Genomic DNA, 24,550 nt, shown 5'->3' on the forward strand with positions numbered 1-24,550 from the left:
GGCCGTGGCGAAACGAGTGCCCCATGACCAGCGTGCTGGCGATTGGTAGCCACCCGGACGACATCGAGCTGGGTTGCGGCGGCACACTGGCCCGGCATGTCTCATCCGGCGACGACGTTCACATGCTGGTCATCACCACCGGCGAGTCTGGACCCGGCGAGGTCAGTGCGCGTGTCCACGAGCAGATCGCTGCCGCCGAGGTCCTGGGAGTGTCCCGGGACCACGTGTTCTGGGGCGCGCTTCCCGATGGCCAGGTGAGCAACTACGAGCTGGAACTTGTGCACATGATCGAGCGGATCATCGACCAAACCCGGGCCGAGGTTGTGTACACCCACGGCTGCCTGGACAGCCATCAGGATCACCGCGCGGTAGCCGAGGCGACCTGGGGCGCGGCCCGGCATGCACGACGGGTGCTGTGCTACGACAGCCCGTCGAGCCACTCCTTCAACCCCAGTGTGTTCGTGGACATCACCGGCACTCTGGACAAGAAGTGCGAGGCGCTCAAAGCCCACGCGAGCCAAGTGGACAATTCCCGCATGGCATCGGCCTCGCTGGTGGTGACCCAGGCTGGCTACCGGGGGTTCCAGGCCCGGGTGGAGGCCGCGGAGGGATTCATGCCCCACCGCCTGCTCCTTGACGTCTAGGGTATCCACTCCCCCAGTGGCTGCATCCAGTGCCGGCGGCGAGCCTGCGGATCTCGCGCCAGGGCCGCCGTGCACGACCCGTCAGGGTCGCCCGTATCCCGGCGAGCAAGATCGACACGAGCCGCCGCTCGAGGTCGGGGGCGGCGCGGCCGCCTTCGCCCCGGTGGGCGGAACCATCGTGGCCGCCCTCCTGCGCTTCTGGTTCGGCAGCATCGACACCGCCTTCTGGCCCGTCGCCGGGTCCATGGCCCTGGGCATCGCAGCCCTCGCCTTCCCCCTCGCCGGACTGCAGCAGCTCTTCGGCGGCAAGGGATTCACCATCGGCGCGATGGCCATGATGTTCCTCGGCTCCCGACGTTTACCTCGGCGAAATATCGCTCAGCTTAGAATCCTGGAATGGGGACAAAACAACACACCACTTTCTGCCTATCCTGTGGCAGGTCAACCAACCACGTGACCCGTTACCAAAAGGACGACGTCGGCGGCCAGCTACGAGCGACCGTCCAGTGCACGGAACACTCGGACTGGACGGCCTAACCCACGTCCGAGGACCCGATGATGACCATCCGCTCGTCCCGTTCCCGGGCTTGTGTCAGCGGGTTAGGGCGAAGGCAGCGATCATCACTGCGACGAACAGGACCGCGCTCAGTAATGCAACCTTCGGCACACCTCGTTTGACGGGTGTAAGACTTCTACGGCGCCCGTGCCGGCGCTCAATAACCTGTGCCATGCTGTTGACTTTATCCAGCCTCCAACTGCGGCACCCGCGTATCGACTACTTGATTTGGGACGCTCGAATACTTGGCATCAGCGCGAACGCGGCGCCAGCAGGACAAGGGGAAAGCCCCTCCTAGGAGGGGCTTTCAACGAATTGCAGGCGTCCTACAGGTCCGACAGCACCGATCCCGGGTTCTCGATCGCGTCCGCCACGAACCGGAGGAACCCGGCTGCCGTGCCGCCGTCGCACACGCGGTGATCGAAGGTGAGCGTCAGTTCGGTGACCTTGCGGACGGCCAGCTCGCCGTTCAGCACCCACGGCTTGTCCATGATGCGCCCCACGCCGAGGATCGCCACCTCGGGGTGGTTGATGATGGCCGCCGATCCGTCCACGCCGAACACGCCGTAGTTGTTCAGCGTGAAGGTGCCGCTGCCCAGCTGTTCGGGGGTCCCCTTTCCTTCGCGTACGACGGCGGTGAGCCGGCGGATCTCCGTGTCCAGTTCGCGGGCGCTGAGTTTCTCCGCGTTGCGGATGGAGGGAACCGTCAGTCCGCGGTCCGTCTGCGCCGCGAAGCCGAGGTTGATGCCGTCGAAGCCCACAATCTCCTGGGCGCCGTCGGCGGTGGCCTCAATGCGGGTGTTCAGCTCGGGGAATCTTTTTAACCCAGCCGTGACAAAACGTGCGATGAAGGCGAGAAGGCCCGGCGCGGCGTGCGAGTCGGACTTCTTGAGCCCGGCCCGAAGCTCCACGAGGGCAGTCGCGTCAACGTCAACCCAGACGGTGGCCTCCGGAATCTCCTGCCGGCTGCGCGTCATGTTCGCGGCAACAACCTTACGGACGCCCTTGACGGGGGTCCGGGAGGAAATGCCCAGGCCTGTGCGGGAGTCGGCTCCGCCCCGGGTTTCGCTCCCCACCCGCTTCGGCTCAACCACTGTGCTCGGCTCAACTACAGGGCTCGCCTCAACCTCGGGGCTGCTGATGGCCGCTTCAACGTCCCGGCGCATGATCAGTCCGCTGTCGCCCGAGCCGTTGAGGCCGCCGAGGTCCACGCCGTGTTCGCGGGCCATCCGCCGGACGAGCGGAGAGATGACAGCGCCGAGCTTCCCGGGCACCCGGGTGCGGAGCAGAGACAAGTCGAGGTCCGGCGCATCGACAGGCTCGACCACCGAAACCTTGCGAGGAGCCCGTGTGCGGCGCGCCTGGGCATTGCCGCCAGGAGTGCCATAACCGATCAAGACGTTTCCGGAACCGGCTTTCTCTTCCTCGCGGTAAGCGTTGGCCGCAACCTCAGCCGGCGCGGATGATGCCGCCCCGGGAGTGGCATCTAAGGAACCGGACGAGGGACCCGATGCGAGCTTGCGAGCATTGGGAAGTCCGGGGCCGCTGTCGGAGCCGGACGGCATGCTGCTTGCAGCAGTGCCGTCCGGCGAAGGGGCGGGGGCGGCATCATCCGCGACGGACACCCGGGCAACCGAGATCAAAGGCTTCCCAACATCCAAGGTCTGCCCGGGCTCACCGTGCAGGACAGCAACGGTCCCGGCATAGGGCGACGGCACTTCCACCACGGACTTGGCCGTCTCCACTTCGGCGATGGGCTGGTCAACGCGGATCTCGTCGCCCACGGCCACCAGCCAGTTGATCAGTTCGGCTTCGGTGAGGCCTTCGCCGAGGTCGGGCAGCATAAATACTTGCAGTGCAGAGCTCATTGGTCAGTCTTCCCACTGGAGGTTGTCAACGGCGTCGAGGATGCGGTCCACGCCGGGCAGGTAGTAGTGCTCGAGCTTGGGCGCCGGGTAGGGGACGTCGAATCCGGTCACGCGGCGGATGGGCGCGGCGAGGTGGTGGAAGCAGCGTTCCTGGACCCGCGCCACAATCTCGGAGGATACGGACGCGAAGCCGTGCGCCTCGGCGATCACCACGGCCCGGCCGGTCTTGCGGACAGACGCGCACACGGTCTCGTCGTCGAAAGGAACAATGGAGCGGACGTCGATGACCTCCAGCGAGCGCCCCTCCTCGGCAGCGGCGGCAGCCGCGGCGAGCGCCGTGGGCACCGACGGCCCGTAGGCAATGAGCGTCGCGTCAGTGCCGGAACGCGCGACGGCGGCGCGGCCTTCCGAGGACGTCCCCGCCTTACGATTCGCAGAGTGGGCAGCCCGAAGGTCGTCCAGGTCCACCATGTCCTTGGACCAGTACATCTTCTTGGGCTCCATGAACATGACCGGATCGTCCGAGTCGATGGCCTCCCGCAGCATCCGGTAGGCGTCGGCCACGGTGGCGGGCGTGAAGACCTTCAGGCCGGCGGTGTGGGCGTAGTAGGACTCGGAGGAGTCGCAGTGGTGCTCCACTCCCCCGATCCCGCCGGCGTACGGCACCCGGATCACCATGGGCAGCTTCAGGGCGCCCTTGGTGCGGTTGTGCATCTTGGCCACGTGGCTGACGATCTGCTGGAACGCCGGGTAGGCGAAGGCATCGAACTGCATCTCCACCACCGGCCGCATCCCGTTCATGGCCATCCCCACGGCCATGCCGACGATGCCGGACTCGGCCAGGGGCGTGTCGAAGCAGCGCTGCTCGCCGAACGTGCGGGTGAGGCCGTCGGTGATGCGGAAAACGCCGCCCAACTGGCCCACGTCCTCGCCGAACATCAGGACGGAGGGGTCGGCCTGCATCGCATCGGACAGGGCTGTGTTCAGGGCTTTGGCCATGGTGACGGACTGCGGACCCGAAGCCTCGGCCGCGGACGCGGCGGAGGCTGCGGCCCGGGCCGTGGCTGCGCTGACGTTGCCGTTCGCTTCGGAGGATGTGGTGACTGTCGGGCTCATTTGGAGGCCTCCCCGGCGGATGCGTCGCGGGCAAGTTCGTCGGCCAGCATGGCGGCCTGCTCCTTCAGTTGGGGTGTGGGTTCGGAGAACACGTGGCGGAAGAGTTCCTGCGGATCGACGGGAACATCCTCACCCAGCCCTTCACGAAGCTGAGTGGCAACGTCCTCAGCATGCGCGGCGATCCTGGTGGCGCCGTCGTCGTCCAGCAGTCCACGATCGGTGAGGTACGTCCGCATCCTGCTCAGCGGATCCTTGGCCAGCCACTCGGCAACTTCACTGTCCTGCCGGTAGCGGGTGGCGTCGTCGGCGTTCGTGTGCGCCTGCATCCGGTAGGTGTTCGCCTCCACCAGGAGCGGGCCCGAGCCGCCGCGGGCGAGCGCAACGGCGCGGTCCAGCACGGCGAGGAGGGCCACCACATCGTTGCCGTCCACGCGTTCACCGGCCATCCCGTAGCCAACAGCCTTGTGCGCCAGGGAAGGGGCCACGGACTGGTGCGCCAGCGGAACCGAGATGGCGTACTTGTTGTTCTGGACGAAGAAGATGACCGGCAGGTGGAAGACGGCGGCGAAGTTCAGGGCTTCGTGGAAGTCGCCTTCGCTGGTGGCGCCGTCGCCGCACATGGCCATGACCACGGTGTCCTCGCCGCGGAGCTTGGCCGCGTGGGCAACCCCGACGGCGTGCAGCAGCTGTGTGGTCAGCGGCGTGCACTGGATGCCCACCTTGTGCTTGGCGGGATCGTAGCCGCTGTGCCAGTCGCCGCGGAAGATGGTCATGGTCTGCACGGGATCAACGCCGCGGGTCATGACCGCCACGGCGTCCCGGTAGGTGGGGAACAGCCAGTCGCCCTCGGCGAGGCAGAGCGCCGCCGCCACCTGGCAGGCCTCCTGCCCGTGGCTGGACGGGTATACGGCCATGCGCCCCTGCCGGACGAGTGCCGAGTTCTGATCGTTGACGCGGCGTCCGACGACGAGCTGCTCGTACGCTGCCAGCAGTTCGGCATCGCCGGGCAACGGGTACTCGTGGCCGGGTTCGGTGCCCTGCTCGCCTCCGGCGAGGAGCCGTCCCTCCGGGTCCACCATCTGGATCTGGTGCCGGGCGGGGAGCATGTAGTCCTCAACCGTGATGCCGAACTTGCGCACGGCTTCCGTCACGGCATTTTCAACCGGGCGCCGCTGGGCGTGGTCCGGCGCAGAGCCCGGGGCAGTGCGGGGCGCAGAGTGGTCCGCGGAGATCGTCATTGGTCAGTCCTTCTGTAGCCACTATTCACTCCCAGTATTGACCTAACGGAACTTTCGTATCCAGACCTGACGCGAATCATGGAGAAGTCAGCCAATGATGGCTATTCTGGGAGACGAATCGTAAGCACGGGCGGTACTTCGGCAGGGAGCTGTGGACACATTGGCAGGCACACCAGACCAGGCCGAACCGGCGCCGCTGGACGACGTGGACCGCCACATCATCGCCGAACTGACCCGCGACGGCCGGATGTCCGTCACCCAGGTGGCGCAGAACGTCCACATCTCCCGGGCCCACGCCTATACCCGGATCGCGCGGCTCACCAGTGAAGGGGTGCTGACCAAGTTCACGGCCCTGGTGGACCCCATCAAGGCGGGGCTCAAATCCTCCGCCTACGTCACGCTCAAGGTCAGCCAGCACTCCTGGCGCGAACTCCGGGAGGAGCTCAGGGCCATCCCGGAGGTCCACCACATTGCCCTGGTGGGCGGGGACTTCGACGTCATCCTGCTGGTGCGCGCCATCGACAACACGGACCTCCGTCGGGTGATCTTCGACCAGCTGCAGTCCATGCCGGGCGTCCTGGACACCCAGACGTTCCTGGTGTTCGAGGATGTGGATACGCGTTAGTGCGTCCGCGGTCCGTGGCGGGAAGCGTCTAGGGCATACCTAAAGCAATGTCGCCTACGCCATACCTACCCGATGTAAGAACCAGTAGCGCAATCTCTGGCGCGCTGAGCTGGGCCGAAACTAGGCTGCGGTCATCGCCCGCCTGCGGGTCCTTCGAAGTTAGGAACTGTCGATGCATACGTTTAGCCGCATTCTCGCGGGGGTTGCTGTCGTGTTAGCAACAGCCCTCCCCGCCTCCGCAGCGATGGCTGCCCCGGCCCAGGTCGACCGATTTGGCGCCATCGGCGGGTACCTCACCAGCTGTACCAACGAAATCGTCAACATCGATGGCACTTACCATCAAGTCAGCCACACGAAGGCCGACGGGACCGTTACTTACCACGTTTCCATCAAAGCCAAAGGCATAGGCGACAAGGGCAACATATACGTCCTCAATGAGAACGCCTGGACGGATTTCAACGCGGACGGAAGCGTCGCCGTCCTGGATCAGTTCCGCATGATCAGCAAAGGATCGGCCGACAACATGCTCCAATTTACCGGGTTCACCATCTCGCCCAACGGCGACTTCAACTTGACCACCGACCGAAGCGCCTGCGTGGGCTGATCTGCCTGGCGCGGCTAGGTGACGGCGGGCTCCAGCTCCCGGGCTCGTTCAGGAACGGAAGGGACGACGGCGGGCTCCAACTTTTTGGAGGCCCAGCGGCGGATGGGGCGCTCCACAAAGCGGAACGACAGCCATGCCATCAGCACGGTCAGCGCTGCCGCGAGCGGAACGCGGAGCCAGAGCGACGGGACCAGTGGTATCAGCAGGAGGTAGACCGGCAGGTGCCAGAGGTAGGCGGCGTAGGAGAGGTCGCGGCCGGGGTTGGCGAGCCAGGGGTGGCTCAGGATCCGTGAGGCGAGGCCGGCCGGGCGGAGGACCAGCGAGCCGATGACCAGTCCGGCGAGCAGTGCCAGGGCGGTGGGACCGCCGCTCCAGAAGACATCGAACCAGGTGCCGGCTTCATTCGGCTCCTTGAGGACGAACACGGCGGCCACCAGGGCGAGTCCGGCGAGCGGCCCGGCCCATCGTGCACCGGCCTGCAGGGCGGCGTGGACCCGGGAGCCCGGGCTGACTGAGGCGAACACCAGGGCCAGGGTGCAGCCCAGCAGCAGCTGATCGGCCCGAGTGTCCGGCCCGTTGTAGAGCCGGGCCAGCGGCGCGCCGTTGATAACCAGGAGGAACCGTGAGACCAGGAACCCGGCGGCCAGGGCGGCGGTCAGCCAGGCGACGGTGCGGAGCTTCCAGAACCGCAGCATCACCAGCAGGAGCAGCGGCCAGACAAGGTAGAACTGCTCCTCGACGGCCAGGGTCCAGGTGGGGCTGAGCGCGTTGCCGCCGGTGGAGGAACCGAAAAGACCAAAGTTGGAAAGGTTCATGACGTAGCCGGCCGCGGGGATGGCATTGGCTTCCTGGCCGCCCCATCCTGACTGGGGGAAGATCAGTCCCCCGGTTACCACGACGGCGCAGACGGCCAGCAGCGCGGGCCACAGCCGGGCGAGCCGTTTGGCGTAGAAGACGCCCAGCTTCAGCCGGCCTGTGGCCTGGTACTCCTTCATGATCAGGAGGGTGATCACAAAGCCGCTGAGCGTGAAGAACACGTCCACGCCGATCGATCCGCCGGGGACGAGTTCCGTCACGGTATGGAAGAGAAAGACGCCCATGACCGCGATGGTGCGCAGTCCGTCCAGGGCGTGTTTCCGTCCGGAGATGAGTCCGTTTGCGGGCGCAGCCGGACCGTTCGCTGATGTCGGGGTTCCACTACTTGACCAGAAATTCACTCATCCAGCGTACATAACGTTTCTATAACTACGCCAACGTAGGCTGGGTAGACCCTTAGTGTGAAGCGGTCGCGGGCTCGTCGTCGTAGTCAGCCGCGATGAGGATGTTTCTTTCGGAAATCGACTCGGAGAGGAGGTCGTGTTCGATTGCGGTAGCCGGCAGCTTTTTCCTTGATGAAGACGAGTACGACGGCGGCGATCACGGCCAACGGGACCATCCAGATGAAGATCTCCTCTGGCAGGTGGTTGACCACCGCAGAGTATGGGAGTTGACCCGCCGGGTGTGGACTCGCATTGGGCGTCCGCGGAGATCGACATGGGGGCGCCCATTGCCAGGCAAGCTGCTGGCCGGAGCGGGGAAATGGCATACACATGCCAGCCGGAACCACTCATCGGCTACCGGGGTTAGTCTCCTGCCGGAGCCGGCGCGGCCACACGGCGTCACAATCAAAGGCAATCGGCAGAGGCGACACAACAGGTCAGGGCTCGTGTAAGAGCCCGCGCGGCCAACACCTCCAAGGTGTCCCGGTCCAGGAGGTGGGCGGCCATGGCATACGCGTTGATACCGTCCAGGCCTTCTGGAAATCGTCACCGTCAAGAACACCGCGCCTCAGGGGATCAACCTCACAGCACCATCACAGGATGCGTCATCAAGAACGTTGTCGATAGCCTTTGCACCGCATCACCGCCAGCGGCAACATCGTGACTGCTCAACGGCGAGCTAGCAGTTTTCTACGCCCCTCACGACTGCGCGTTCACTGGCAACAGTGTCATCAACGACACGGCCACCGGCCCGGTCTTTAAGGGTGCTAAATCGCTTCCCGGGCCTATCGTCCACATCGCCTTGGCGAACAACGTCCTGACCGTCGACAACGCCTTCCCCGTGGCCTCTCTCCTGAGCTTGTTTCACTTCGGAGAGTGCGACCGCCAGGCCCAGCACAACCCACATCTTCACGTCGAAGAAGTATGACGTGATCATTGACGAAACCAACAGCACAGTGAGCCAGCCGCCGAGAAGGAACCTCGACGCTGGAGTCCGACGGCGGTACAACGTGGCGGCCGCAACGATGACAAGGCTGACCTCAGCCACGAGGAGCAGGGCGCCGCCGTCCAGCATGGCTTGGAGCCAGACGTTGTTCGCGATGACCTCGTTCGACGAGAGCCGGTCATCGATGACCCCAGTAAGGCCTGACGCTGCATCACGAAGGTTGCCGCCACCGATACCCACGATGGGACTCTCTCGAATAAGCTCCCACGCCACCGCGAAGCTATTTAGACGGGGCACGTTCGACGTTTGTTCCGTGGCGTCAAACACCGTTGCTGCCCTACCAGCGATGGCCTCGAAGTAGGTCGGGAAGATAAGCCAAGCGACGGCGATGAGCAGGGCTCCTACGAACGCAACAGACACAAGCTTGGTCTGGACGCTCGACTTCGGCTTCCGAAAGAGCAGGAGTATGAGCAATAGCGGGAGGACGAATACTGTCGCCCTACTGTTGGCGAGAATCATCACGCCAAACAGGAACAGGACCTGCAATTTACTAACGTTCGTTCCCCGCAGGTGTGCGCGAGCAAATACGGCGCCGATCACCAGCGCAAGGAAATATCCGAAGTAGCCGGCCTCATAGGAAAACGACGAGATTCGGCCAAGCCCTCCACTCATTGCTCGGTACACGACGAACTGCGGAAGGCCTATGTAGAAGGCGACGAGCTGGTATAGCCCAAAGACACTCGCGAACATGCCGCCGTAGATAAAAGCGGTCAATGCCTGCTCTAGCTTTCCAAACATTCGGGCATTCCACAGGGCGGCTAGCATCGGCACGACGGCGCCCAGCAGGATCGTAGCGAGCTGTGTAAGCGCTAGAGGAACGCTTTCAGCGAACAGTCCCGCAAAGAAGTATGCCGCCAAGATGACTACCGTGCATGTCACAATGCGATTCCCAAGGGTCAGCCTGCGGCCCCCAGACTCTAACAACGTGAGACTAAGACTCAGCGCTAGCGCGACGACTGAGATCTTCAGGTTGAAGCTGCCCACATTGACCTGCATGAACCTGTCCCACGATGCGGTGAATAGGCCCACCCAGAGCAAGAGGGTGGAAACCGGCGTAGACATGAAGGACGCACCCAAGGGCGGCCTAGGAGAATGTCCTGCGCGTAAGTAGTCCGGAAAGTCATCCCGCTTCCGGGACGTGACCAGCACTAGTCCGACTAGGATCACCACTAATACGGCGGTGCCGGCTCCGAGTATGATTGTCGACTCCACTTATTCCCCCAGATAGCCAGACATAGACCTACTCAGTCTACAAGTCTGACAATAGGCTTCTTTCGACCGGCTACGTTCACTAATTCACTGCGGAGCCGTGGCAAGCAACGCCACGGCTACGGACCAAACTCTTTGAACGGCTGAGACAGGCTAGGGAGGCGAATACTGCGGGTCGTTTTGCCCGGCCCCTTACCGTGACGCGATGGCGGGCTCGTCGTCATCGTCAACCGTGATGAGGATGTTGCCTTCGGAAATCGACTCGGACAGGACGTCGTGTTCGATGGCGGTGGCCAGCGGCTTTTCCTTGATGAAGACCAGCACTACGGCGGCGATCACCGCGAGCGGAACCATCCAGATGAAGATGGGCGTCAGTGCGTCATTGTAGGAGGAGACGATCAAATCCTTGATCTCGGCGGGCAGGTGGTTAACGACCGCCGGGGTGAGAGAGTTCGACCCGCCGGGTGTGCCGCCGCCCGTCGCGGCGGCGGGCAGTCGCTCGGTGAGGAGGTCTGCCAGCCGGCTGGCGAACAGGCTCCCCACAACGGCGGAACCGAGGGTGGCACCGATCTGGCGGAAGAAGTTGTTGGACGCCGTGGCGGTGCCCACTTCCCGCAGCGGGAAGGAGTTCTGGACGATGAGGACCAGGATCTGCATGCTCAGGCCCAGCCCAACGCCCATCACGGCGAGGTAGGCGCAGATTTCCCAGAGCGGCTGTCCGGGCTTGAGGGTGGACAGCAGCACCAGGGCCACGGCCACCAGCAGCGAACCGGCGATGGGCATCCACTTGTACCGGCCGGTACTGCTGACCAGCTGGCCGGAGCCCACGGAGGCCACCAGCAGGGCGCCCATCATGGGGATCATCAGCAGCCCGGATTCGGTGGCGTTAACACTGAAGGCCATCTGCAGGTAGGTGGGGAGGTAGCCGATAGCGCCGAACATGGCCACACCGATCAGCAGGCCCGCGAGGGTCGAGAGGTTGAAGTTCAGGTCCTTGAACAGGTGCAGCGGGATAATAGGCTCCGCGGTCCGGCGCTCGACTAAGACAAACGCGACGGCGGCTACGACTGTGACGGCGATGAGGGACAGAATGATCGGGTCAGTCCAGTCGTACTTGCTGCCGCCCCAGGTGGCGAAGAGCACCAGTGCCGTGGTGGCGATGGCAAGCAGGATCATGCCGCCGAGGTCCAGCTTGGGCTTCCCGGTGTGCTTGGGCAGCTTCAGGAAGAAGAATGCACCGGCGAGGGCCAGCAGGCCGAGGGGGATGTTGATCCAGAAGACCCAGCGCCAGCCGGGCCCCTCGGTGAACCAGCCGCCCAGAAGCGGTCCGGCCACGGAGGAAATGGCGAAGACGCCGCCCATCAGGCCCATGTATTTGCCGCGTTCGCGTGCCGGGACGACGTCCGCGATGACCGCCTGCGAGAGGATCATGAGCCCGCCGCCGCCCAGACCCTGGATGACGCGGGCGGTGATGAGCATGCCCATGTCGTTGGCCATCGCGCCGATGACGGAGCCGATCATGAACAGGGTGATGGCGGCGATCAGCAGGGATTTCCGGCCCATCAGGTCACCTAGCTTGCCGTAGACGGGCATCGTGATGGTGGACGCAAGGATGAAGGCGGTGATGACCCAGAGCATGTCGCTGACGCCATGGAGCTCGCCCACGATCGTGGGCAGTGCCGTGCTGAGCACGGTCTGGTTGAGAGACGCGAGAAGCATCGAGAGCATCAGACCGACGAACAGCAGCACGATGTGCTGTTTTTCCGGGGCCTTTGCCATGTCCGGGGTGGTGGGGGTGGTCATGAAAGTGTCCTTTGTAAATGGTGAAAGAGTGCAAGCGCGGGGGATAACTCCGCGGGGGTGAGTCCGGAAGCGGTGTCGAAATCGGGAGTTGTTGCCGTGAACTTGGCCGGCACGGCGGCGAGCATAACCAGCATCCGGGCGGTCTCCTCAAGGCTGAAGCCTTCGATGCCCCCGGACCAGAAAGGATCCTCGGCCAGTGCGGCGATCACCGCTTGGCAGACCAGGGCTTCGCCCTTGGCCATGTACTCCATCTGGCGGCGGTGCAGGTTAGGGTACCGCTGCAGCAGTTCGCGGCGGCGGCGGGTGTCGGTACTCCCCAGCGCTGACCGGGCTACCGAGACAAGAAGCATGGACACCTGGCCAAGAAGATCCGTTGCAGCGGCGAGTTTCGCCGCTTCGTCCGGATCAAGGACGGGCTCGCGGAGGCCTAAGACAGCGTCCTCTTTGGCGGGAAAATAGTTGAAGAACGTCCGGGGCGATACGCCTGCACTCTCCGCAATAACCTCCACGGTGGCCTGCTCAAGCCCGCGCTGCTGGGCGAGCGACGCCGCGGCCTCGTGGATAAAAGTCCAGGTCTCAAACTTTTTGCGCTCGCGCAGTGTGGACGTAATCGAATGGGCCATGCCGTACATTTTTGCATGACTGCACTTCTTGCACAACTGCAAGTTTATGGCAGCCGCAGTTATCTTGTCCTCCAGCGGGTCGAAGGAAGGCCCACCACAGCGCCGCCGCCGGGCGCGCCCATGCGGCCAAGCCGCTGCCACCATGCCAGGGCTCGCCCAACATCATCATTCACTGGAACGAATGCCCACCGACCATCGCCACATGTGGCGCAAACCCGCGGTAGTGGCATCCTGAATCGTGCTCCGGGAACGGAGAACCCAGCACCATTGGAACCGCGTTTCTAGCATGCTCGTCTTCGGCATTCGTGCCTGATTGTCCTTGACATAAAGAAGAGCCGCAAACGGTCTGTTCCCCTACACATTTTGGAGGAAGCTCGCTCCGGATACAATCTTGCAATGGGGACAAAACAACATAAGACCTTCTGCCCATGCTGCGGCAAGGCCACCAATCATGTAACGCGCTACGAAAAGGACGACGGACGGGGCGAACTGCGAGCAACAGTACGGTGTACGGAACACACGGAATCTCAAGTTTAAGTACTTTGTGCGCGTGCCCTTGGTAACCCGAGCCTCTGACCCGGTCGGCTCACGTCTATCAGGGCATCGGAGCTGTCTCCCGCGTAGGGCCAGTCGGCGTAAGATGCCGCACCGGGTCCATCACCGCAAAGTTAGGCTTGGCGACGTGCGGGGCCCTGATTGATCTCGGCCGGCCCGCATCGCCCCACCTGGGCCATGTACGCCACGGTCCGCGACTATGGCGCCTAAAACACCGAACGCAGGCAGATTAACGCTTCCAAAGGATAGTTGCAGAAATCTGTCCCCAGAGACGATGAAGAGACCCACCCGCAAGGCGAGGAAACGGGCGTGCACATCACCTTCCCCAAATAAAAACTTTTTGGGACGGCCGCCCCTTCACGGTCGCGTATCTACTGTGCCCTTGCATACATTGCCACAGTGGCTCAGGCCAAGATCACGGCGAGCACGGCGGCACCAGCCCCGAGCACGATTTTCCAATTCTCATACTTCCCGCACAACACAAGAAGACTAGTCGAGATAATACGGCACAAGCCCCAGTCCTCCTTAAGGACCTCGACCAACAGCCAGAACTAAGGCAACGACGTTCGGCTCAGAGCCCGGCGTAGATGGCCCACCAAAGAGCTGGCCATCTCGTTGGTCAGATGATTGTTGTCACGAAATACAAGCTTGTTCCACGCAATAGGCGAACAAAAGTCCCGGCAAATCCAATCAATCGGCGAGACAAACTCGTCGCCCATAGATTGCGTAGTCTCCTGTTCTACTCGATACGCCTTCACATCGATCATGTCGTCGCGCGGGGCGCCACACCTGTCCGCATGGTGAAGGCTTGCCGACAGGCACACATTAGGAGATTCAGCCCATGCCGGGGTGTCTCCTAAGACGACAACCCGAGTGTGTATGGGAAGCGACTGTAACGTTCGCGTCAATCCCTCCCGCCATTTCTGCTCGAAGTCATCAGCATCTGCTAAGAGTTCCCGGTAGGCGGTCGAGTAATTAGAAATCACTACCAATTCAGGACGCAAGGTTTGGATGCGCTGGAGGCTCTCGTGGCGCCATGAGTCACATTGAGGGTAAGCATCCGACAGTTCGCTCCGGACCGAAACGTCCACCGAAGGACAGGCCGACTTCGTCAAGCTCACAAACTGCTTGCCTTCAGAGGTAGCAACCTCGTTTAGCGGTGTGAACCACTGTGCCGCGTGAGAATCCCCGAACAGAACGATGGAGCCCGTCCCAGATCCGTCCCCGTACAAGCAGGAAGTAGAGGAAGTATCCTCGTAGTCCGCATGGCAACCGTCTTCGTAGACCTTTGCGAGGTTGTCGGCCGCATCCTCAAGTCTCGGGCTCAGGTTGGAAGGGACAAAGGCTGGCGAAACCGGCGATGACATCAGCTGCTCGGCAGTGGGCTCCGGGACAGATTTTCCTGCATCCAGCACCGGAAGCCGCATAACGCTGAAGCTTACGGCCAATGCCACAACGGTCAGTCCCGCTCCGAAGCCGTACGACCTGGCCGGACTGGCTCGTAATTTTCGGGCGTGCTGGAACCTTAACTCGACGAATCGGTAAGTAAGGTGGGCCAGAGCCACCGACACCAGAACAAGGCCGGCTGCTGTCCACCCGCTTAAATCATCGCCGAGCCGTATCTTTGCCAAGGTGAGCAAAGGCCAATGCCAAAGGTAGAGAGAGTAAGATATGTTGCCGACGTATTGGAGGGGAAGCATGCTCAGAGCACGCAACCCGTTGGACTGTCCGCCGGCAATCATCAACCCTGTGCCTAGAGCAGGGAGCAGTGCCGCCCATCCGGGAAACAACAGTTCGTGGTTGAAGAGAAACATGGAGACCACTACAGCAAATAGCCCCACTAGACCTGTGACAAGGCTAGCGGCATTGTTCACTCGCGACAGAAGCGGTGCCATCAAGGCGAGTAGTCCTCCCACCCCGAGTTCCCACGCTCGGGTAGGGAGAGCGAAGAACGCCCAAGGCTGGTTGATTCCAGTGAGTACGATTCCAGCTATCAGGGACACCACAGTGAGCGCGGCCAGCACCACTACTATGCGCCTCCTCCGCTTGATTGCAGCAGTGCCTGCGGCCACCAACATAATCAGTGGCCACACGAAATAGAATTGCTCTTCCAAAGCCAGCGACCAGTAGTGCTGGAACGGAGACGGCGAAGTGCCGGCGAGGTAGTCCGTACCGGTTTGGGCGAACCGGATGTTGGAGACGAACATCGAGGTGGCTACAGCATCCTTCCCAATGTCCGGCAGCAAAAGCGGCGGTAGCAGAACTTTCGCCCCGATGACCGTCGCGACCAGGACTAGCGCCGAGGCGGGCAGCAAGCGCCGAATTCGGCGGGCATAGAAATCCCTGAAGGAAACTCGGCCAGAGCGCTCAAACTCCCGGAAAAGTAGTCCCGTTATCAAGAAGCCGGATATGACGAAGAAGACGTCGACCCCGACGTAGCCGCCCGGAAGGAACGGAACTCCGGCGTGATAAAGGACAACGCCGAGCACGGCAAGCGCCCGCATCCCCTGTATGTCTGCCCGAAAGTGCTTAGCTCCCACTTGTAACTTTTCTTGACGCGGACGCTTGAGACCGACAGACAAAAGTAAACCCCCTTTTTGCGCATGAATGCAGGGATAGCCTACCGGCAACCAACCATCCCAATGATCACGCTAACCTCCTCGAGCTTGGCCGCCTAGTACATGTCGGCGTGGAGCAAACTCTTGTCCGACAGCGGGTCAATGCCATGACTCGGCGGTGGCTCTCAAGGAAGCCGGTCACAGACTCATCCAGTTGGTGAATAGGAAGCTTGCCGCGTCCAGCCGTGGTCCGTCCCCGAAGTCGATTAATATGCTCCGCACATTCCGCCACTCTGTGTCCGTAAGTGCGGAGCATGTCCCGTCTGGTCTCATGACCTGCCACGTCGACCATCAACGTTTCCCTATATATGCCAACCCCTGACCAAGTCGGCGCATTCGGCACCGTGTGGGCCATCTGCTTCTTGTTGTCCAATCATTGGGCTTGCGGCCGGGTTTTATTCCCCTGTTCGTTGTCTGCATACAGGTGGACATCTGCGATGACACCGTCCATAGTGCTCTCTAGCTGGGACCACGACCCTCGACTCCGACACCGAGTTAATGCCGAACTTGCGGTGGCTTCCGCTACAGCGTTGCGAATTGGCGGTCGCGCGAGGCCCAGGAAGTATCTGCTCTATCAAAGACTGGCTTCCGACTGCGAGCTCCTGATGCAGGGTCTAGTGCATCCCACGGTCATCGAACGGTCGAACGACCGGTAGTGGGTGTTGCACTGCGGGTACAATTGAGTGGACCGCACGAATAACGCTGTTCTGGTGGCGTGCCTTCGGCAGGTCCCAGCAATTACATAGGGGGACCCTGGTTTGGACCTACGCGACAATTTGCGCATCCTGCGGCGGAACTGGACATTGATTGTTGCAATGATCCTTGGCGGCCTCTTGCTCGCCGGCGCAGTATCGATTTTTTCCAAGCCAACCTATACTGCAGATACCCAACTGTTCGTAGCAATTCAGGGTTCTGGCTCTATCCAAGAACTGCAACAGGGCAATACTTTTGGGCAAGCTCGTGTCCAGTCCTACGTCAAGACTGTGGGCTCCCCCATTGTGTTGCAGCCTGTAGTCGACGCACTTGGATTGCCCATTACGTCCAGCGCTCTAGCCAACAAAGTCAAAGCGAGCACGGAACTCAGTACAGTCTTGATCAACATTTCAGTTGAGGACAGCTCGCCTGTGCAAGCAGCAGCAATTGCTCAAGCAGTTGCTGAAAGCCTCGTTCGTGCAGTCGACTCGCTCGAGAAGCCCAAGGCAGGAGGGTCCTCGCCTGTAAGCCTTTCTGTAACCAAGCCTGCCGCCGTTCCAATTCTCCCGTCGGCGCCCGACATTCGCATGAACTTACTCGTCGGACTTATTGGAGGACTCGCCGCCGGATTAGTCGCGGCCATTTTGAGAGCCACACTGGACAATCGTATTCGGGGCGAGGAGGACTTGCGCCGCGTAACGGACGCTCCCCTGTTGGGCGGAATTGCATTTGACCAGGACGCAACCCGGAAGCCGCTTCTAACACAAGCCCCTCCGCAAAGCCCCCGTGCCGAATCCTTTAGACAGCTTCGGACCAACCTCCAGTTTTCAAACGTCTCGGGTCAGGCCAAGACAATTCTGATTACGTCCTCGCTTCCGGGCGAAGGCAAGAGCACCACAGCGACCAACCTTGCCATTGCGCTCGCCCAGGGTGGGCAAACCGTGTGCCTAATTGATGCTGATCTCCGACGGCCTATGGTCCACGAATACCTAGGACTAGATCGAAACGCCGGCCTTACGACAACACTCGTCGGTGCTGCGGACGTGAATGAGTTGCTCCAGCCCTGGGGCGATGACTCGCTCTATGTCCTGACTTCGGGGCAGATTCCGCCCAATCCGAGCGAATTGCTTGGATCGCGTGAAATGCAAGAGCTGATCTCCGGACTGGAGCTTGTGTTCGATACTCTTGTCATTGACGCGCCGCCACTGCTTCCCGTTACCGACGCAGCCGTCCTCTCACAACATGTTGGCGGCGTCGTCGTAGTAGTCGGGTCGCACAAACTAAGGCAGCCCGACCTAACAAAGGCTTTATCGGCACTCAAATTGGTGGGCTCCAAAACGCTTGGAGTAGTGCTTAATCGCCTCCCGACCAAGGGTCCAGATGCGTACACCTACTCCTATTCCTACTCTTCAGGGCCGCTCGCGTCCGATCCGGGAAGAATGCCGGCTAACGAGGACGGAGATGCCGTGACACCACAGACGTTGCACAGTCAGTACCAGACGGATCTGCCGACGCGTGAATCACCAGAGCCAACTGTCTTTCCTCGCAAAAAGCTGCCGCTCCACTAGGAGGACGGCCAGCGTTGTCGCGCTGCCTCCCACCCTGCCAGCTCGGAAAGGACGGTACTAAGATTGGCCCATCTACGCAAGGGGTGCGTCCAAGCCGGGGCTGTACGCACGACGCGGTCTTGCCAACCTCGATAAGGCGCACGCGGACGAAAAACCAGCCGGCCAGTTGTGAACCGTCCCGGGTTTGATGCCGCTATCTTCTTTGAGAAAGATAGTGACTATGCCCAAGCAGATCCCGCCCGAAGTCCGTGACCGTGCAGTGCGCATGACCTTGGATCGGTTGTCCGAATACCCATCTGTCTATGCTGCCTGCAAGGCGCTGGCTCCGAAGCTCGGGGTCGGCCCTGAATGGCTGCGGCGCTGGGGTGTCCAGGCCCAGGTCGATGCGGGTGAGAAGACCGGAGCGAGCAGTGATGAGCTGGAGGAGATCAAGCGGCTCCGGGCTGAGGTGAGGGACTTGAAAGAGTCCAACGAGATCCTCAAACAGGCTTCGATTTTCTTCGCGAGGGAGCTCGACCCTCGGCCCCGCTGATCTGTCGATTCACCGATGAAATGCGCGCTGTTGGTTATGCGTTCGAGTCGATCTGTGCCGTCCTGCGGGAGCAGGGCGTGCAGGTCGCCGCACGAACCTACCGGGCGTGGAAGACACGCCTGCCGGCCCTGCGCACCATCGAAGACGCCCGCATCACCGACGCGCTCCGCAGTTTGAAAGTCCCGGATGCGAAGGGACGTCCCCGGCCCGAGATCGTGTACGGGAGGCGGAAAATGGGGCCTTCGCATTTAGGCATGGTTTGTCAGCTTGATCCGGTAGGGCCGATGGCCGCCGGCGGCGAGTAGGCATCTGATTCTGTAGTTGGGGAAGTTGCGGAAGCCGCGGGCGATTCTGCGTGTGGTTTCGATGACGCCGTTAATCGCTTCGGTAGGGCCGTTCGAGTCGCCGTGCGTGTCGAAGTACGCCAGAATCGCGGTCTTCCATTGCTTGAGTGTCCGGCCCAGGCGCGCGACTTCGGGGATCGGGCACGTCGGGAATGATGAGATCACGTCGTTGACGAGTTCCCTGCCCCGGTCTGGCCGGGCGTGGTAGATGTTCCGGAGCTTCTGATAGCACTGCCCGGGAGGATGACTTCGTGGTCCGGGTCCCCGACAGTGAGTTTCGCATCGAGGCGCGCAGACTGTTTCTCACTAAGGTGTTCGGCCCCGATCTGCAGAGTCCGGCGGATACCGTAGAGCGGATCACCCTTGCGTCCCCGATGCCCGAGAGTGTCCTGCTGGACCCGGCGGCGGACCTCATCGACCATGGCCGAACCAAGCTTCACGACGTGGAAAGCATCCAGGACCGTGATGGCCTCGGGCAGTTCGTCGCGGATCGCGTTCGCGTAGCCGCGGAACGGATCCAGCGCCGCGGTCTTGATCCCGGAAGTGAACCCGTTCCCGCGGTCTTTGAGCCAGTCGGCGTAAGCCTTCCCGGAGCGTCCCGGCACGAGGTCCAGCAGCCGGGCGTGAACGGTGCCGTCCGCGTCGCGGGTGTGATCCACGATCCCGGTGACCATCCCCGTGCCGGGCGGACCAGTGTGGGCCCAGACATGTTCGTCGACGCCGAGCGCATTCACCCCCTTCAGCCGGCCCGTGTCAGCGATCCGCCGCGCGGCCTCGGCCCGGATCCCGTGCCACACGGTGTGCCAGGAGACGCCGAGCTGGTGGGCCAGTGCCGATACCGAGGTGTCAAAATGCTGCAGCGCGTCGGTTGCCCAGTGCACGGCACGGTCGGTGAGTTTCGCCCGTGGCCCGGCCAGCGGGTGCTCCTCGGTGAACGTCGCCCTCGGGCAATCCGGATCCGGGCAGCGCCAGACACGCTTGGCCCACAACAGCCGTACCGGCCTGCCGAAACACGGAATGTCATGGAGCCGGACCTGGCGCCGGCCGTGGCCGACCGCAACGACGCCGCAATCGGGGCAGCCGGTAACGTCATCGTCGGTCTCGACGGCCAGAATCAGTCCGCCTGGGGTTGCCGTGACGGAGCTGACGTGGACGCCCTCGACACCGAGCAGCGCATCCGCGCGCGTGCACCAGCGGCTGCCAGAACAAGACATAGAGTTATTCATGTCAGGGTCTCTTTTGATATTGGTTTGCTTGGTCGCTACCAATTCAAAGAGGCCCTGACCCCTTTCCTCCCGCACCACGCCGCACCGAAACCGCGCCGGAGGCTCAGACCGCCCTAACCACGCTCATCTGCGAAGGGCCGGAAAATGACGCAGTGGCTGCGGCGGAACGGCTTCCCGGAAGCCTCCAACACACCGTGGACCGGCTCATGCGCGAAGAAGGGATGAACGGGCTCGTCAGGGGCCGCCGGACCCGCACCACCATCCCGGGCAAGGACGGCCGTTCTGACGGTGACCTGCTGAACCGGGACTTCACCGCCCCGGCCCCGAACCGGGCCTGGGTCACTGCTTTCACCTACGTCCCGGTCAACTCCGGATTCGTCTACGTCGCCCGAGTCATCGCCCTGTACTCCCGGGCGATCGTCGGCTGGGAAACCTCGACCGTCAAGGACACCACGTTCGTCGAACACTGCCTGCGGATGGCCCTGTGGCGACGCGAACACACCGGCCGCCCGGCGCCGGCAGGACTGATTCACCATTCAGCTGCCGGAAGCCAGTACACCTCGATCCGTTACACCGACACCCTGGCCCTGGAGGGCCTGCAGCCGTCCATTGGCAGCGTGGGTGATGCCTACGATAATGCGGCCGCCGAGACCGTGATGGGTTTGTTCAAGAACGAGGCAGTCGCGAGGGATTCACCGTTCCGTGGCGGGGCGTTGAAGACCGAAACCGACGTGATGGAGATCGTGTTCGAGTGGGTTCACTGGTACAACAACGAACGACTGCATTCCGCCCTGGACGACCAGACGCCAGAGGAATACGAGCAGGCATACTACGATCTACTAACCGGCTCGTTGCCCGACGACGCCGCCAACAAACAGGCGGCATGGTTCCCGGGACGGTTCAGACGACCCATTCCTGCTGGTGATCTCGTTGGTGTTGCAGCTTTCGGCCTTTTGGGGTTTGCAACAATCGCCAGAAGTCGCCACACAGGATCATCTACCGGTTACCGCTGCGCAGAAAGTGGTTGCCCCTGGCTCGGCCTATTCAGACCCTCTATGTTCACCTGTCCTCGGTAGAGGGTTGCACGAGATCACACTTACTACCACCATCACAAGGACAACGAGTTCGCTGGCTGCAAACCCCGCCGCTACACCTGCCGCACCAAAGTAATGACCACCAATAACCATAGCCACAACGCCTAGAATTGCCCCGGTTATAGTCCCTCGCAGTACTAAGCGAGCTCTGCCTCGGGGAAGCAGTATGTTCCTCACCAACGGAGTTGATGTGCTTACAAAAAGAAAAGCAAGCCCGTACATGGCGACTAGAGGATTCGTTGCCGCGACGGCGCTTCCAAACAAAAGTTCAGACGCTAGCGGACCCAAAGTGAATAATCCAACGCAGCCAGTGATGCCCAGCACTACGTGGGCCGCTATGGCAAATCTTGTTCTCCTGCCATTGTTGGCTTTGGCTTCGAGCACCCACGATTGCAATCCGTTGGCTAAGGCCACGACGGCAAATAGACCATACCGATACAATTTGTCTCCCGAAGCAGCACCGGCCAATTCATGCGTTGTGGCCGTTAGTCCAACCACAGGCAATGGCGCCGCTACATAGGTTGTCCCAGTGATGTCGACCAGGGCTGTCGCTCGGTTACTACGAAGAGCGTGTAAAGTTTGTCGGGTGAAGGGTCGGACCGAAAAGGTCCAAGTCCCGAAGCGCCGACGCTGGAAAGCGATGAGCCCCCCGACAGAGAAGACAATTAGCAACGACGGATAGACCCAAAGAACATGGGTCAGGAGCAAACAGACTGCAGCCAATCCGGTCGCAACTAATTTCGGCAAGGTTTCGTAGAAGGCGATTGACTTAGGGTCTCCCTGCCCAATCAGAAACCAGCTTGGCGACAAGCCGACCAATACCATGGCGACAGACATCAGGGCAGCGTCTACTCGATAGGTCTCGGGCGAGACCATGAGGGTCACGCCCACAACAGTTGGCAAAACAACAATCGACATGGAGAGCCTCACCGACAAGGCCTCCATATATAGCTCGCGCCTCGACGCTTCGTCCGTAGTCAGGGCGCTCCGCGGGGCCCCTGAGACATTCCACCCGTAGCCTACGGCCGCGGCCCCGAACGCACCGATTGCCTGGCCCAACGAAATACTTGCCCAGCCCTCAACGCCGCCTACCCTTGCGACTATCGGTAAGAGAAGGAATGGCGTTAGGGACGAGAGAAGCGGCAGTACCGAGAACCCGAGGAGTCTTGTAAAAAGCCTCCTCAACAGACGCTCCCGAGAACGAGGTTCACGAGTCTCCCGATAAGTTCAAAGCAGCTGCTGCAAACGCGCCTGCAGCATCCTCTGGGGTGTAGCTACGGAGGGAACTTGCCCCGGTCACTGCAAGCTCCTGCGCGAGACTTTCATCCGCAAGGAGCTTACATACGTTGTTACTCAGTCCCACGAGGTCACCAGAGTCTGAAAATAAAGCGGCGGATCTCGCAAAAGCCTCCACACCACCATTCAAAGTGGACACCACAGCACTCCCACTAAGGATCGCTTCCCCGGCCGGCAGACCCCAACCCTCTGAATCGCTGGCGCAGACAAATACTCGGGAGCTCTGGTAGATGGCACGCAACTGGGCCTGATCAGGCAACCTAATGTACTTGACGTACTCGGGTAATCCCTCGGGCCGGTTGGCCACACCAAACGCTATGCCGGAGACGTCCGTGAACTTTTCCCGCACAGACTCAAACATGCCGAATATGAGGTCACTTCTCTTCCAAGGAACCGGTGACAACATTGCCGAAATTTGAAGAGGACGTTCGTCAATTGGTGGCCCAAGGGGAAATGCGGCAGCGTTCATCGCATTGGGAATGACATCCGAAGCAACGCCAAGACGAGTTCCCACTGCCTCCAGCCATGGGGCAACTACTACACGGTGCAGAGGAAGGACCCACGTCCCTTCAACGAATGCTCGACTTCTTGACCAATCCTCGAAGTGCTGAATGAAGTAAACACCCCTTGACCGGTGGCGCTTCACCTCGTCAGCTGTGAAGGGCGCTGATTGGCATGCCGTAGCAATCACGACGTTGTGGCCGCCCAAATGACCGGGGCGGGCTCGATAATGGTTCTCAAACCGAATGTTCTCGTGGAACACGAACCACGAGGGAGCACCCGTCCTGCCGACAGAAATCAGAATCTTCAGTCGTCGTAGTATTCGTTCGAACGACGGACTCTTAGCCTCATCCCCGGGAAACATCCAAGCGTGGTAGAGGGTGACTGAGTGGCCCAGGGTTGCCAAGTGATTGGCATATTCGTAAGCGACTTTATAGCCGCCTATGGGATTGGGAGCCACACCAGGAAGGATAAAGGCAATATTCATGACTTCCTAATGCTGGTGTCGGCAAGGCGGGAAATGAAGTCGTGCAAAGCGGCCGCTTTTCCAGCCCAATCTTGTTCCCGTGCGCTAGTACGCCCATCCTCGTTGGGCTCCGTAAGGGCGTGCTGGCGTCGGATGGCGTCGGTGGCATCCTCTACGGTTGTAACCTCACGGACCCCGCCAATCTGCGAGTAGTCCGCCGATTTACGTTTCGAGATAGTGACGTAGAGGCCAGCGGCGAGGTATTCATACATCTTCATGGGACTTCGCCCTTCATTCTCTAAGACTCCCGACATCGGCAGAAATCCAATCCTTGCCCCAGCCAGAAGTTCGGGAACGTCGGAATATGGCACTGGACCAGTCAGCGTCACATTCGGAGGAAGCTCACAAAGCGCTGCCGGGATCGGGCCGACCACAGAGAAGGGTATTTCCGGAAGATTACTAGCAACCGCTGTAAGGAGGGACCAATCGAACCTGTCGTCGAGGGCGCCCACGTAGACAACGCCGTTCCTGCGCCGTTCGGCTGGAGAACCGAAGCGCTCAAAATCCACGCCATTTTCAATGACGAGGGTCGGAACCGACTTCCCAACAGACACGTCGGTAAGGACGGTCGCTGAGGTTCCGACAATCCCATGGACATAGTTCAGAAACCGGCGCTGTTTCTGGCGGGGACGCCCCTTGGGATAAAGATCAGTGGGTCGATAGATCCTGACTCTTCCCAATCGGCTGACTGCCTTTCCAGTCATGAGGGGCTGGTCAACAATCACAACATCGGGGTTATCGAATCCGATCCGTCGAAGTGACAAAGCGAGGTATCTCGTCGAACTGTAGGATGCAGGAATAAACGTAAAACTTGAAACATGAAGAACGCCATACTCGTCAACGTACGGACCCGATTTTGCAAGCTCTTCTCGGTTCGCATCATCTTTTCGCAAAAGCTGATGGATGAATGACCACGGCGTTGAAAAGTGTGCAACCTCGTACCCAATAAGTGATAATTCGCGAGCCAAGTGATGGCTGCCCACTTTAAAGGTTCCGCCGTCAGCAGTGTGGCTTAGAAAAAGAACTTTCACTTTCGCAGATTCCGT

The 24,550-nt window shown here is 61.3% G+C and carries 18 protein-coding genes and 1 pseudogene; 8 read left to right on the forward strand and 11 right to left on the reverse strand.

Annotation, left to right across the window (positions count from 1 at the left end):
- Window positions 1-23: 23 nt before the first annotated feature.
- The gene (locus AC1MCD_RS15390) at window positions 24-644 is read left to right on the forward strand and encodes a PIG-L deacetylase family protein (RefSeq protein WP_498673122.1); all 621 of its coding nucleotides are present in this window, start codon (window positions 24-26) and stop codon (window positions 642-644) included.
- 16 nt (window positions 645-660) lie between these two features.
- The gene (locus AC1MCD_RS15395; RefSeq protein WP_498673123.1) at window positions 661-1,101 is read left to right on the forward strand and encodes a hypothetical protein; all 441 of its coding nucleotides are present in this window, start codon (window positions 661-663) and stop codon (window positions 1,099-1,101) included.
- Between the two features lie 425 nt (window positions 1,102-1,526).
- Here AC1MCD_RS15395 and AC1MCD_RS15400 read toward each other — a convergent pair whose 3' ends face one another.
- Genes AC1MCD_RS15400 through pdhA form a run of 3 tightly spaced genes read right to left on the reverse strand, consistent with a single transcriptional unit; the run spans window position 1,527 to window position 5,422 of the window.
- Window positions 1,527-3,068 (reverse strand): dihydrolipoamide acetyltransferase family protein, encoded by a 1,542-nt coding sequence (locus tag AC1MCD_RS15400; protein ID WP_498673124.1) that lies wholly within the window; start codon window positions 3,066-3,068, stop codon window positions 1,527-1,529.
- Window positions 3,069-3,071: 3 nt separating this feature from the next.
- On the reverse strand, window positions 3,072-4,184 hold the full coding sequence (locus AC1MCD_RS15405) for an alpha-ketoacid dehydrogenase subunit beta (protein WP_498673125.1): 1,113 nt from the start codon (window positions 4,182-4,184) through the stop codon (window positions 3,072-3,074).
- A complete protein-coding gene (gene pdhA, locus AC1MCD_RS15410) occupies window positions 4,181-5,422 on the reverse strand; it encodes a pyruvate dehydrogenase (acetyl-transferring) E1 component subunit alpha (RefSeq protein WP_498673126.1) in 1,242 nt (413 codons plus the stop codon). Before pdhA ends, AC1MCD_RS15405 begins: the two co-directional genes overlap by 4 nt.
- A 160-nt stretch (window positions 5,423-5,582) precedes the next feature.
- On the opposite strand from pdhA, the gene AC1MCD_RS15415 reads away from it, so the two are divergent.
- Together AC1MCD_RS15415 and AC1MCD_RS15420 are read left to right on the forward strand one after the other, a co-directional pair.
- Entirely contained in the window at window positions 5,583-6,047 is a 465-nt protein-coding gene (locus AC1MCD_RS15415) for an Lrp/AsnC family transcriptional regulator (RefSeq protein WP_498678374.1), read from the forward strand.
- A 172-nt stretch (window positions 6,048-6,219) separates the two neighbouring features.
- Window positions 6,220-6,651 carry a hypothetical protein gene (locus AC1MCD_RS15420; RefSeq protein ID WP_498673127.1) on the forward strand — a complete coding sequence of 144 codons (432 nt, stop codon included), beginning with the start codon at window positions 6,220-6,222 and terminating at the stop codon, window positions 6,649-6,651.
- 14 nt (window positions 6,652-6,665) lie between these two features.
- On the opposite strand, the gene AC1MCD_RS15425 is transcribed toward AC1MCD_RS15420, so the two are convergent.
- From AC1MCD_RS15425 to AC1MCD_RS15445, 5 genes are all read right to left on the reverse strand, one after another.
- Entirely contained in the window at window positions 6,666-7,868 is a 1,203-nt protein-coding gene (locus tag AC1MCD_RS15425) for an acyltransferase family protein (RefSeq protein WP_498673128.1), read from the reverse strand.
- Window positions 7,869-8,589: 721 nt separating this feature from the next.
- Window positions 8,590-9,978, reverse strand: coding sequence for an O-antigen ligase family protein (locus tag AC1MCD_RS15430; protein WP_498673129.1), 1,389 nt, complete (start codon window positions 9,976-9,978; stop codon window positions 8,590-8,592).
- A 339-nt stretch (window positions 9,979-10,317) separates the two neighbouring features.
- A complete protein-coding gene (locus AC1MCD_RS15435; protein WP_498673130.1) occupies window positions 10,318-11,928 on the reverse strand; it encodes an MDR family MFS transporter in 1,611 nt (536 codons plus the stop codon).
- Window positions 11,925-12,551 carry a TetR family transcriptional regulator gene (locus AC1MCD_RS15440; RefSeq protein WP_498673131.1) on the reverse strand — a complete coding sequence of 209 codons (627 nt, stop codon included), beginning with the start codon at window positions 12,549-12,551 and terminating at the stop codon, window positions 11,925-11,927. Before AC1MCD_RS15440 ends, AC1MCD_RS15435 begins: the two co-directional genes overlap by 4 nt.
- A gap of 1,106 nt (window positions 12,552-13,657) precedes the next feature.
- Window positions 13,658-15,610 (reverse strand): acyltransferase family protein, encoded by a 1,953-nt coding sequence (locus AC1MCD_RS15445; RefSeq protein ID WP_498673132.1) that lies wholly within the window; start codon window positions 15,608-15,610, stop codon window positions 13,658-13,660.
- Between the two features lie 872 nt (window positions 15,611-16,482).
- On the opposite strand from AC1MCD_RS15445, the gene AC1MCD_RS15450 reads away from it, so the two are divergent.
- The 3 genes from AC1MCD_RS15450 (at window position 16,483) to AC1MCD_RS15460 (ending at window position 18,822) form a co-directional block, all read left to right on the forward strand.
- On the forward strand, window positions 16,483-17,985 hold the full coding sequence (locus tag AC1MCD_RS15450) for a tyrosine-protein kinase domain-containing protein (protein ID WP_498673133.1): 1,503 nt from the start codon (window positions 16,483-16,485) through the stop codon (window positions 17,983-17,985).
- 220 nt (window positions 17,986-18,205) lie between these two features.
- A complete protein-coding gene (locus AC1MCD_RS15455) occupies window positions 18,206-18,517 on the forward strand; it encodes a hypothetical protein (RefSeq protein ID WP_498673134.1) in 312 nt (103 codons plus the stop codon).
- Between the two features lie 20 nt (window positions 18,518-18,537).
- Window positions 18,538-18,822 carry a hypothetical protein gene (locus tag AC1MCD_RS15460; RefSeq protein WP_498673135.1) on the forward strand — a complete coding sequence of 95 codons (285 nt, stop codon included), beginning with the start codon at window positions 18,538-18,540 and terminating at the stop codon, window positions 18,820-18,822.
- On the opposite strand, the pseudogene AC1MCD_RS15465 reads toward AC1MCD_RS15460, so the two are convergent.
- Window positions 18,766-20,087, reverse strand: a pseudogene (locus AC1MCD_RS15465) (ISL3 family transposase). The gene AC1MCD_RS15460 and the pseudogene AC1MCD_RS15465 overlap by 57 nt on opposite strands.
- A 152-nt stretch (window positions 20,088-20,239) precedes the next feature.
- Between AC1MCD_RS15465 and AC1MCD_RS15470 the strand changes: the two are divergent.
- Entirely contained in the window at window positions 20,240-21,163 is a 924-nt protein-coding gene (locus tag AC1MCD_RS15470) for an IS3 family transposase (RefSeq protein WP_498673136.1), read from the forward strand.
- 1,225 nt (window positions 21,164-22,388) lie between these two features.
- On the opposite strand, the gene AC1MCD_RS15475 is transcribed toward AC1MCD_RS15470, so the two are convergent.
- Both AC1MCD_RS15475 and AC1MCD_RS15480 read right to left on the reverse strand, forming a co-directional pair.
- Complete coding sequence (locus AC1MCD_RS15475; RefSeq protein ID WP_498673137.1) at window positions 22,389-23,465, reverse strand: glycosyltransferase family 4 protein; 1,077 nt, start codon at window positions 23,463-23,465, stop codon at window positions 22,389-22,391.
- Window positions 23,462-24,535, reverse strand: coding sequence for a glycosyltransferase family protein (locus AC1MCD_RS15480; RefSeq protein ID WP_498673138.1), 1,074 nt, complete (start codon window positions 24,533-24,535; stop codon window positions 23,462-23,464). The genes AC1MCD_RS15475 and AC1MCD_RS15480 overlap by 4 nt, the downstream gene beginning before the upstream one ends.
- Between the last annotated feature and the right edge of the window lie 15 nt (window positions 24,536-24,550).

Source organism: Arthrobacter sp. BF1 (genome assembly GCF_056680215.1).

Coding starts and splice junctions, on each gene's coding strand:
- AC1MCD_RS15390 (WP_498673122.1), top strand. CDS start 24: ATGACCAGCGTGCTGGCGATTGGTAGCCACCCGGACGACATCGAGCTG.
- AC1MCD_RS15475 (WP_498673137.1), bottom strand. CDS start 23,465: ATGAATATTGCCTTTATCCTTCCTGGTGTGGCTCCCAATCCCATAGGC.
- AC1MCD_RS15440 (WP_498673131.1), bottom strand. CDS start 12,551: ATGGCCCATTCGATTACGTCCACACTGCGCGAGCGCAAAAAGTTTGAG.
- AC1MCD_RS15430 (WP_498673129.1), bottom strand. CDS start 9,978: ATGTCTACGCCGGTTTCCACCCTCTTGCTCTGGGTGGGCCTATTCACC.
- AC1MCD_RS15435 (WP_498673130.1), bottom strand. CDS start 11,928: ATGACCACCCCCACCACCCCGGACATGGCAAAGGCCCCGGAAAAACAG.
- AC1MCD_RS15405 (WP_498673125.1), bottom strand. CDS start 4,184: ATGAGCCCGACAGTCACCACATCCTCCGAAGCGAACGGCAACGTCAGC.
- AC1MCD_RS15400 (WP_498673124.1), bottom strand. CDS start 3,068: ATGAGCTCTGCACTGCAAGTATTTATGCTGCCCGACCTCGGCGAAGGC.
- AC1MCD_RS15460 (WP_498673135.1), top strand. CDS start 18,538: ATGCGCGCTGTTGGTTATGCGTTCGAGTCGATCTGTGCCGTCCTGCGG.
- AC1MCD_RS15455 (WP_498673134.1), top strand. CDS start 18,206: ATGCCCAAGCAGATCCCGCCCGAAGTCCGTGACCGTGCAGTGCGCATG.
- AC1MCD_RS15420 (WP_498673127.1), top strand. CDS start 6,220: ATGCATACGTTTAGCCGCATTCTCGCGGGGGTTGCTGTCGTGTTAGCA.
- pdhA (WP_498673126.1), bottom strand. CDS start 5,422: ATGACGATCTCCGCGGACCACTCTGCGCCCCGCACTGCCCCGGGCTCT.
- AC1MCD_RS15445 (WP_498673132.1), bottom strand. CDS start 15,610: ATGCGGGCGCTTGCCGTGCTCGGCGTTGTCCTTTATCACGCCGGAGTT.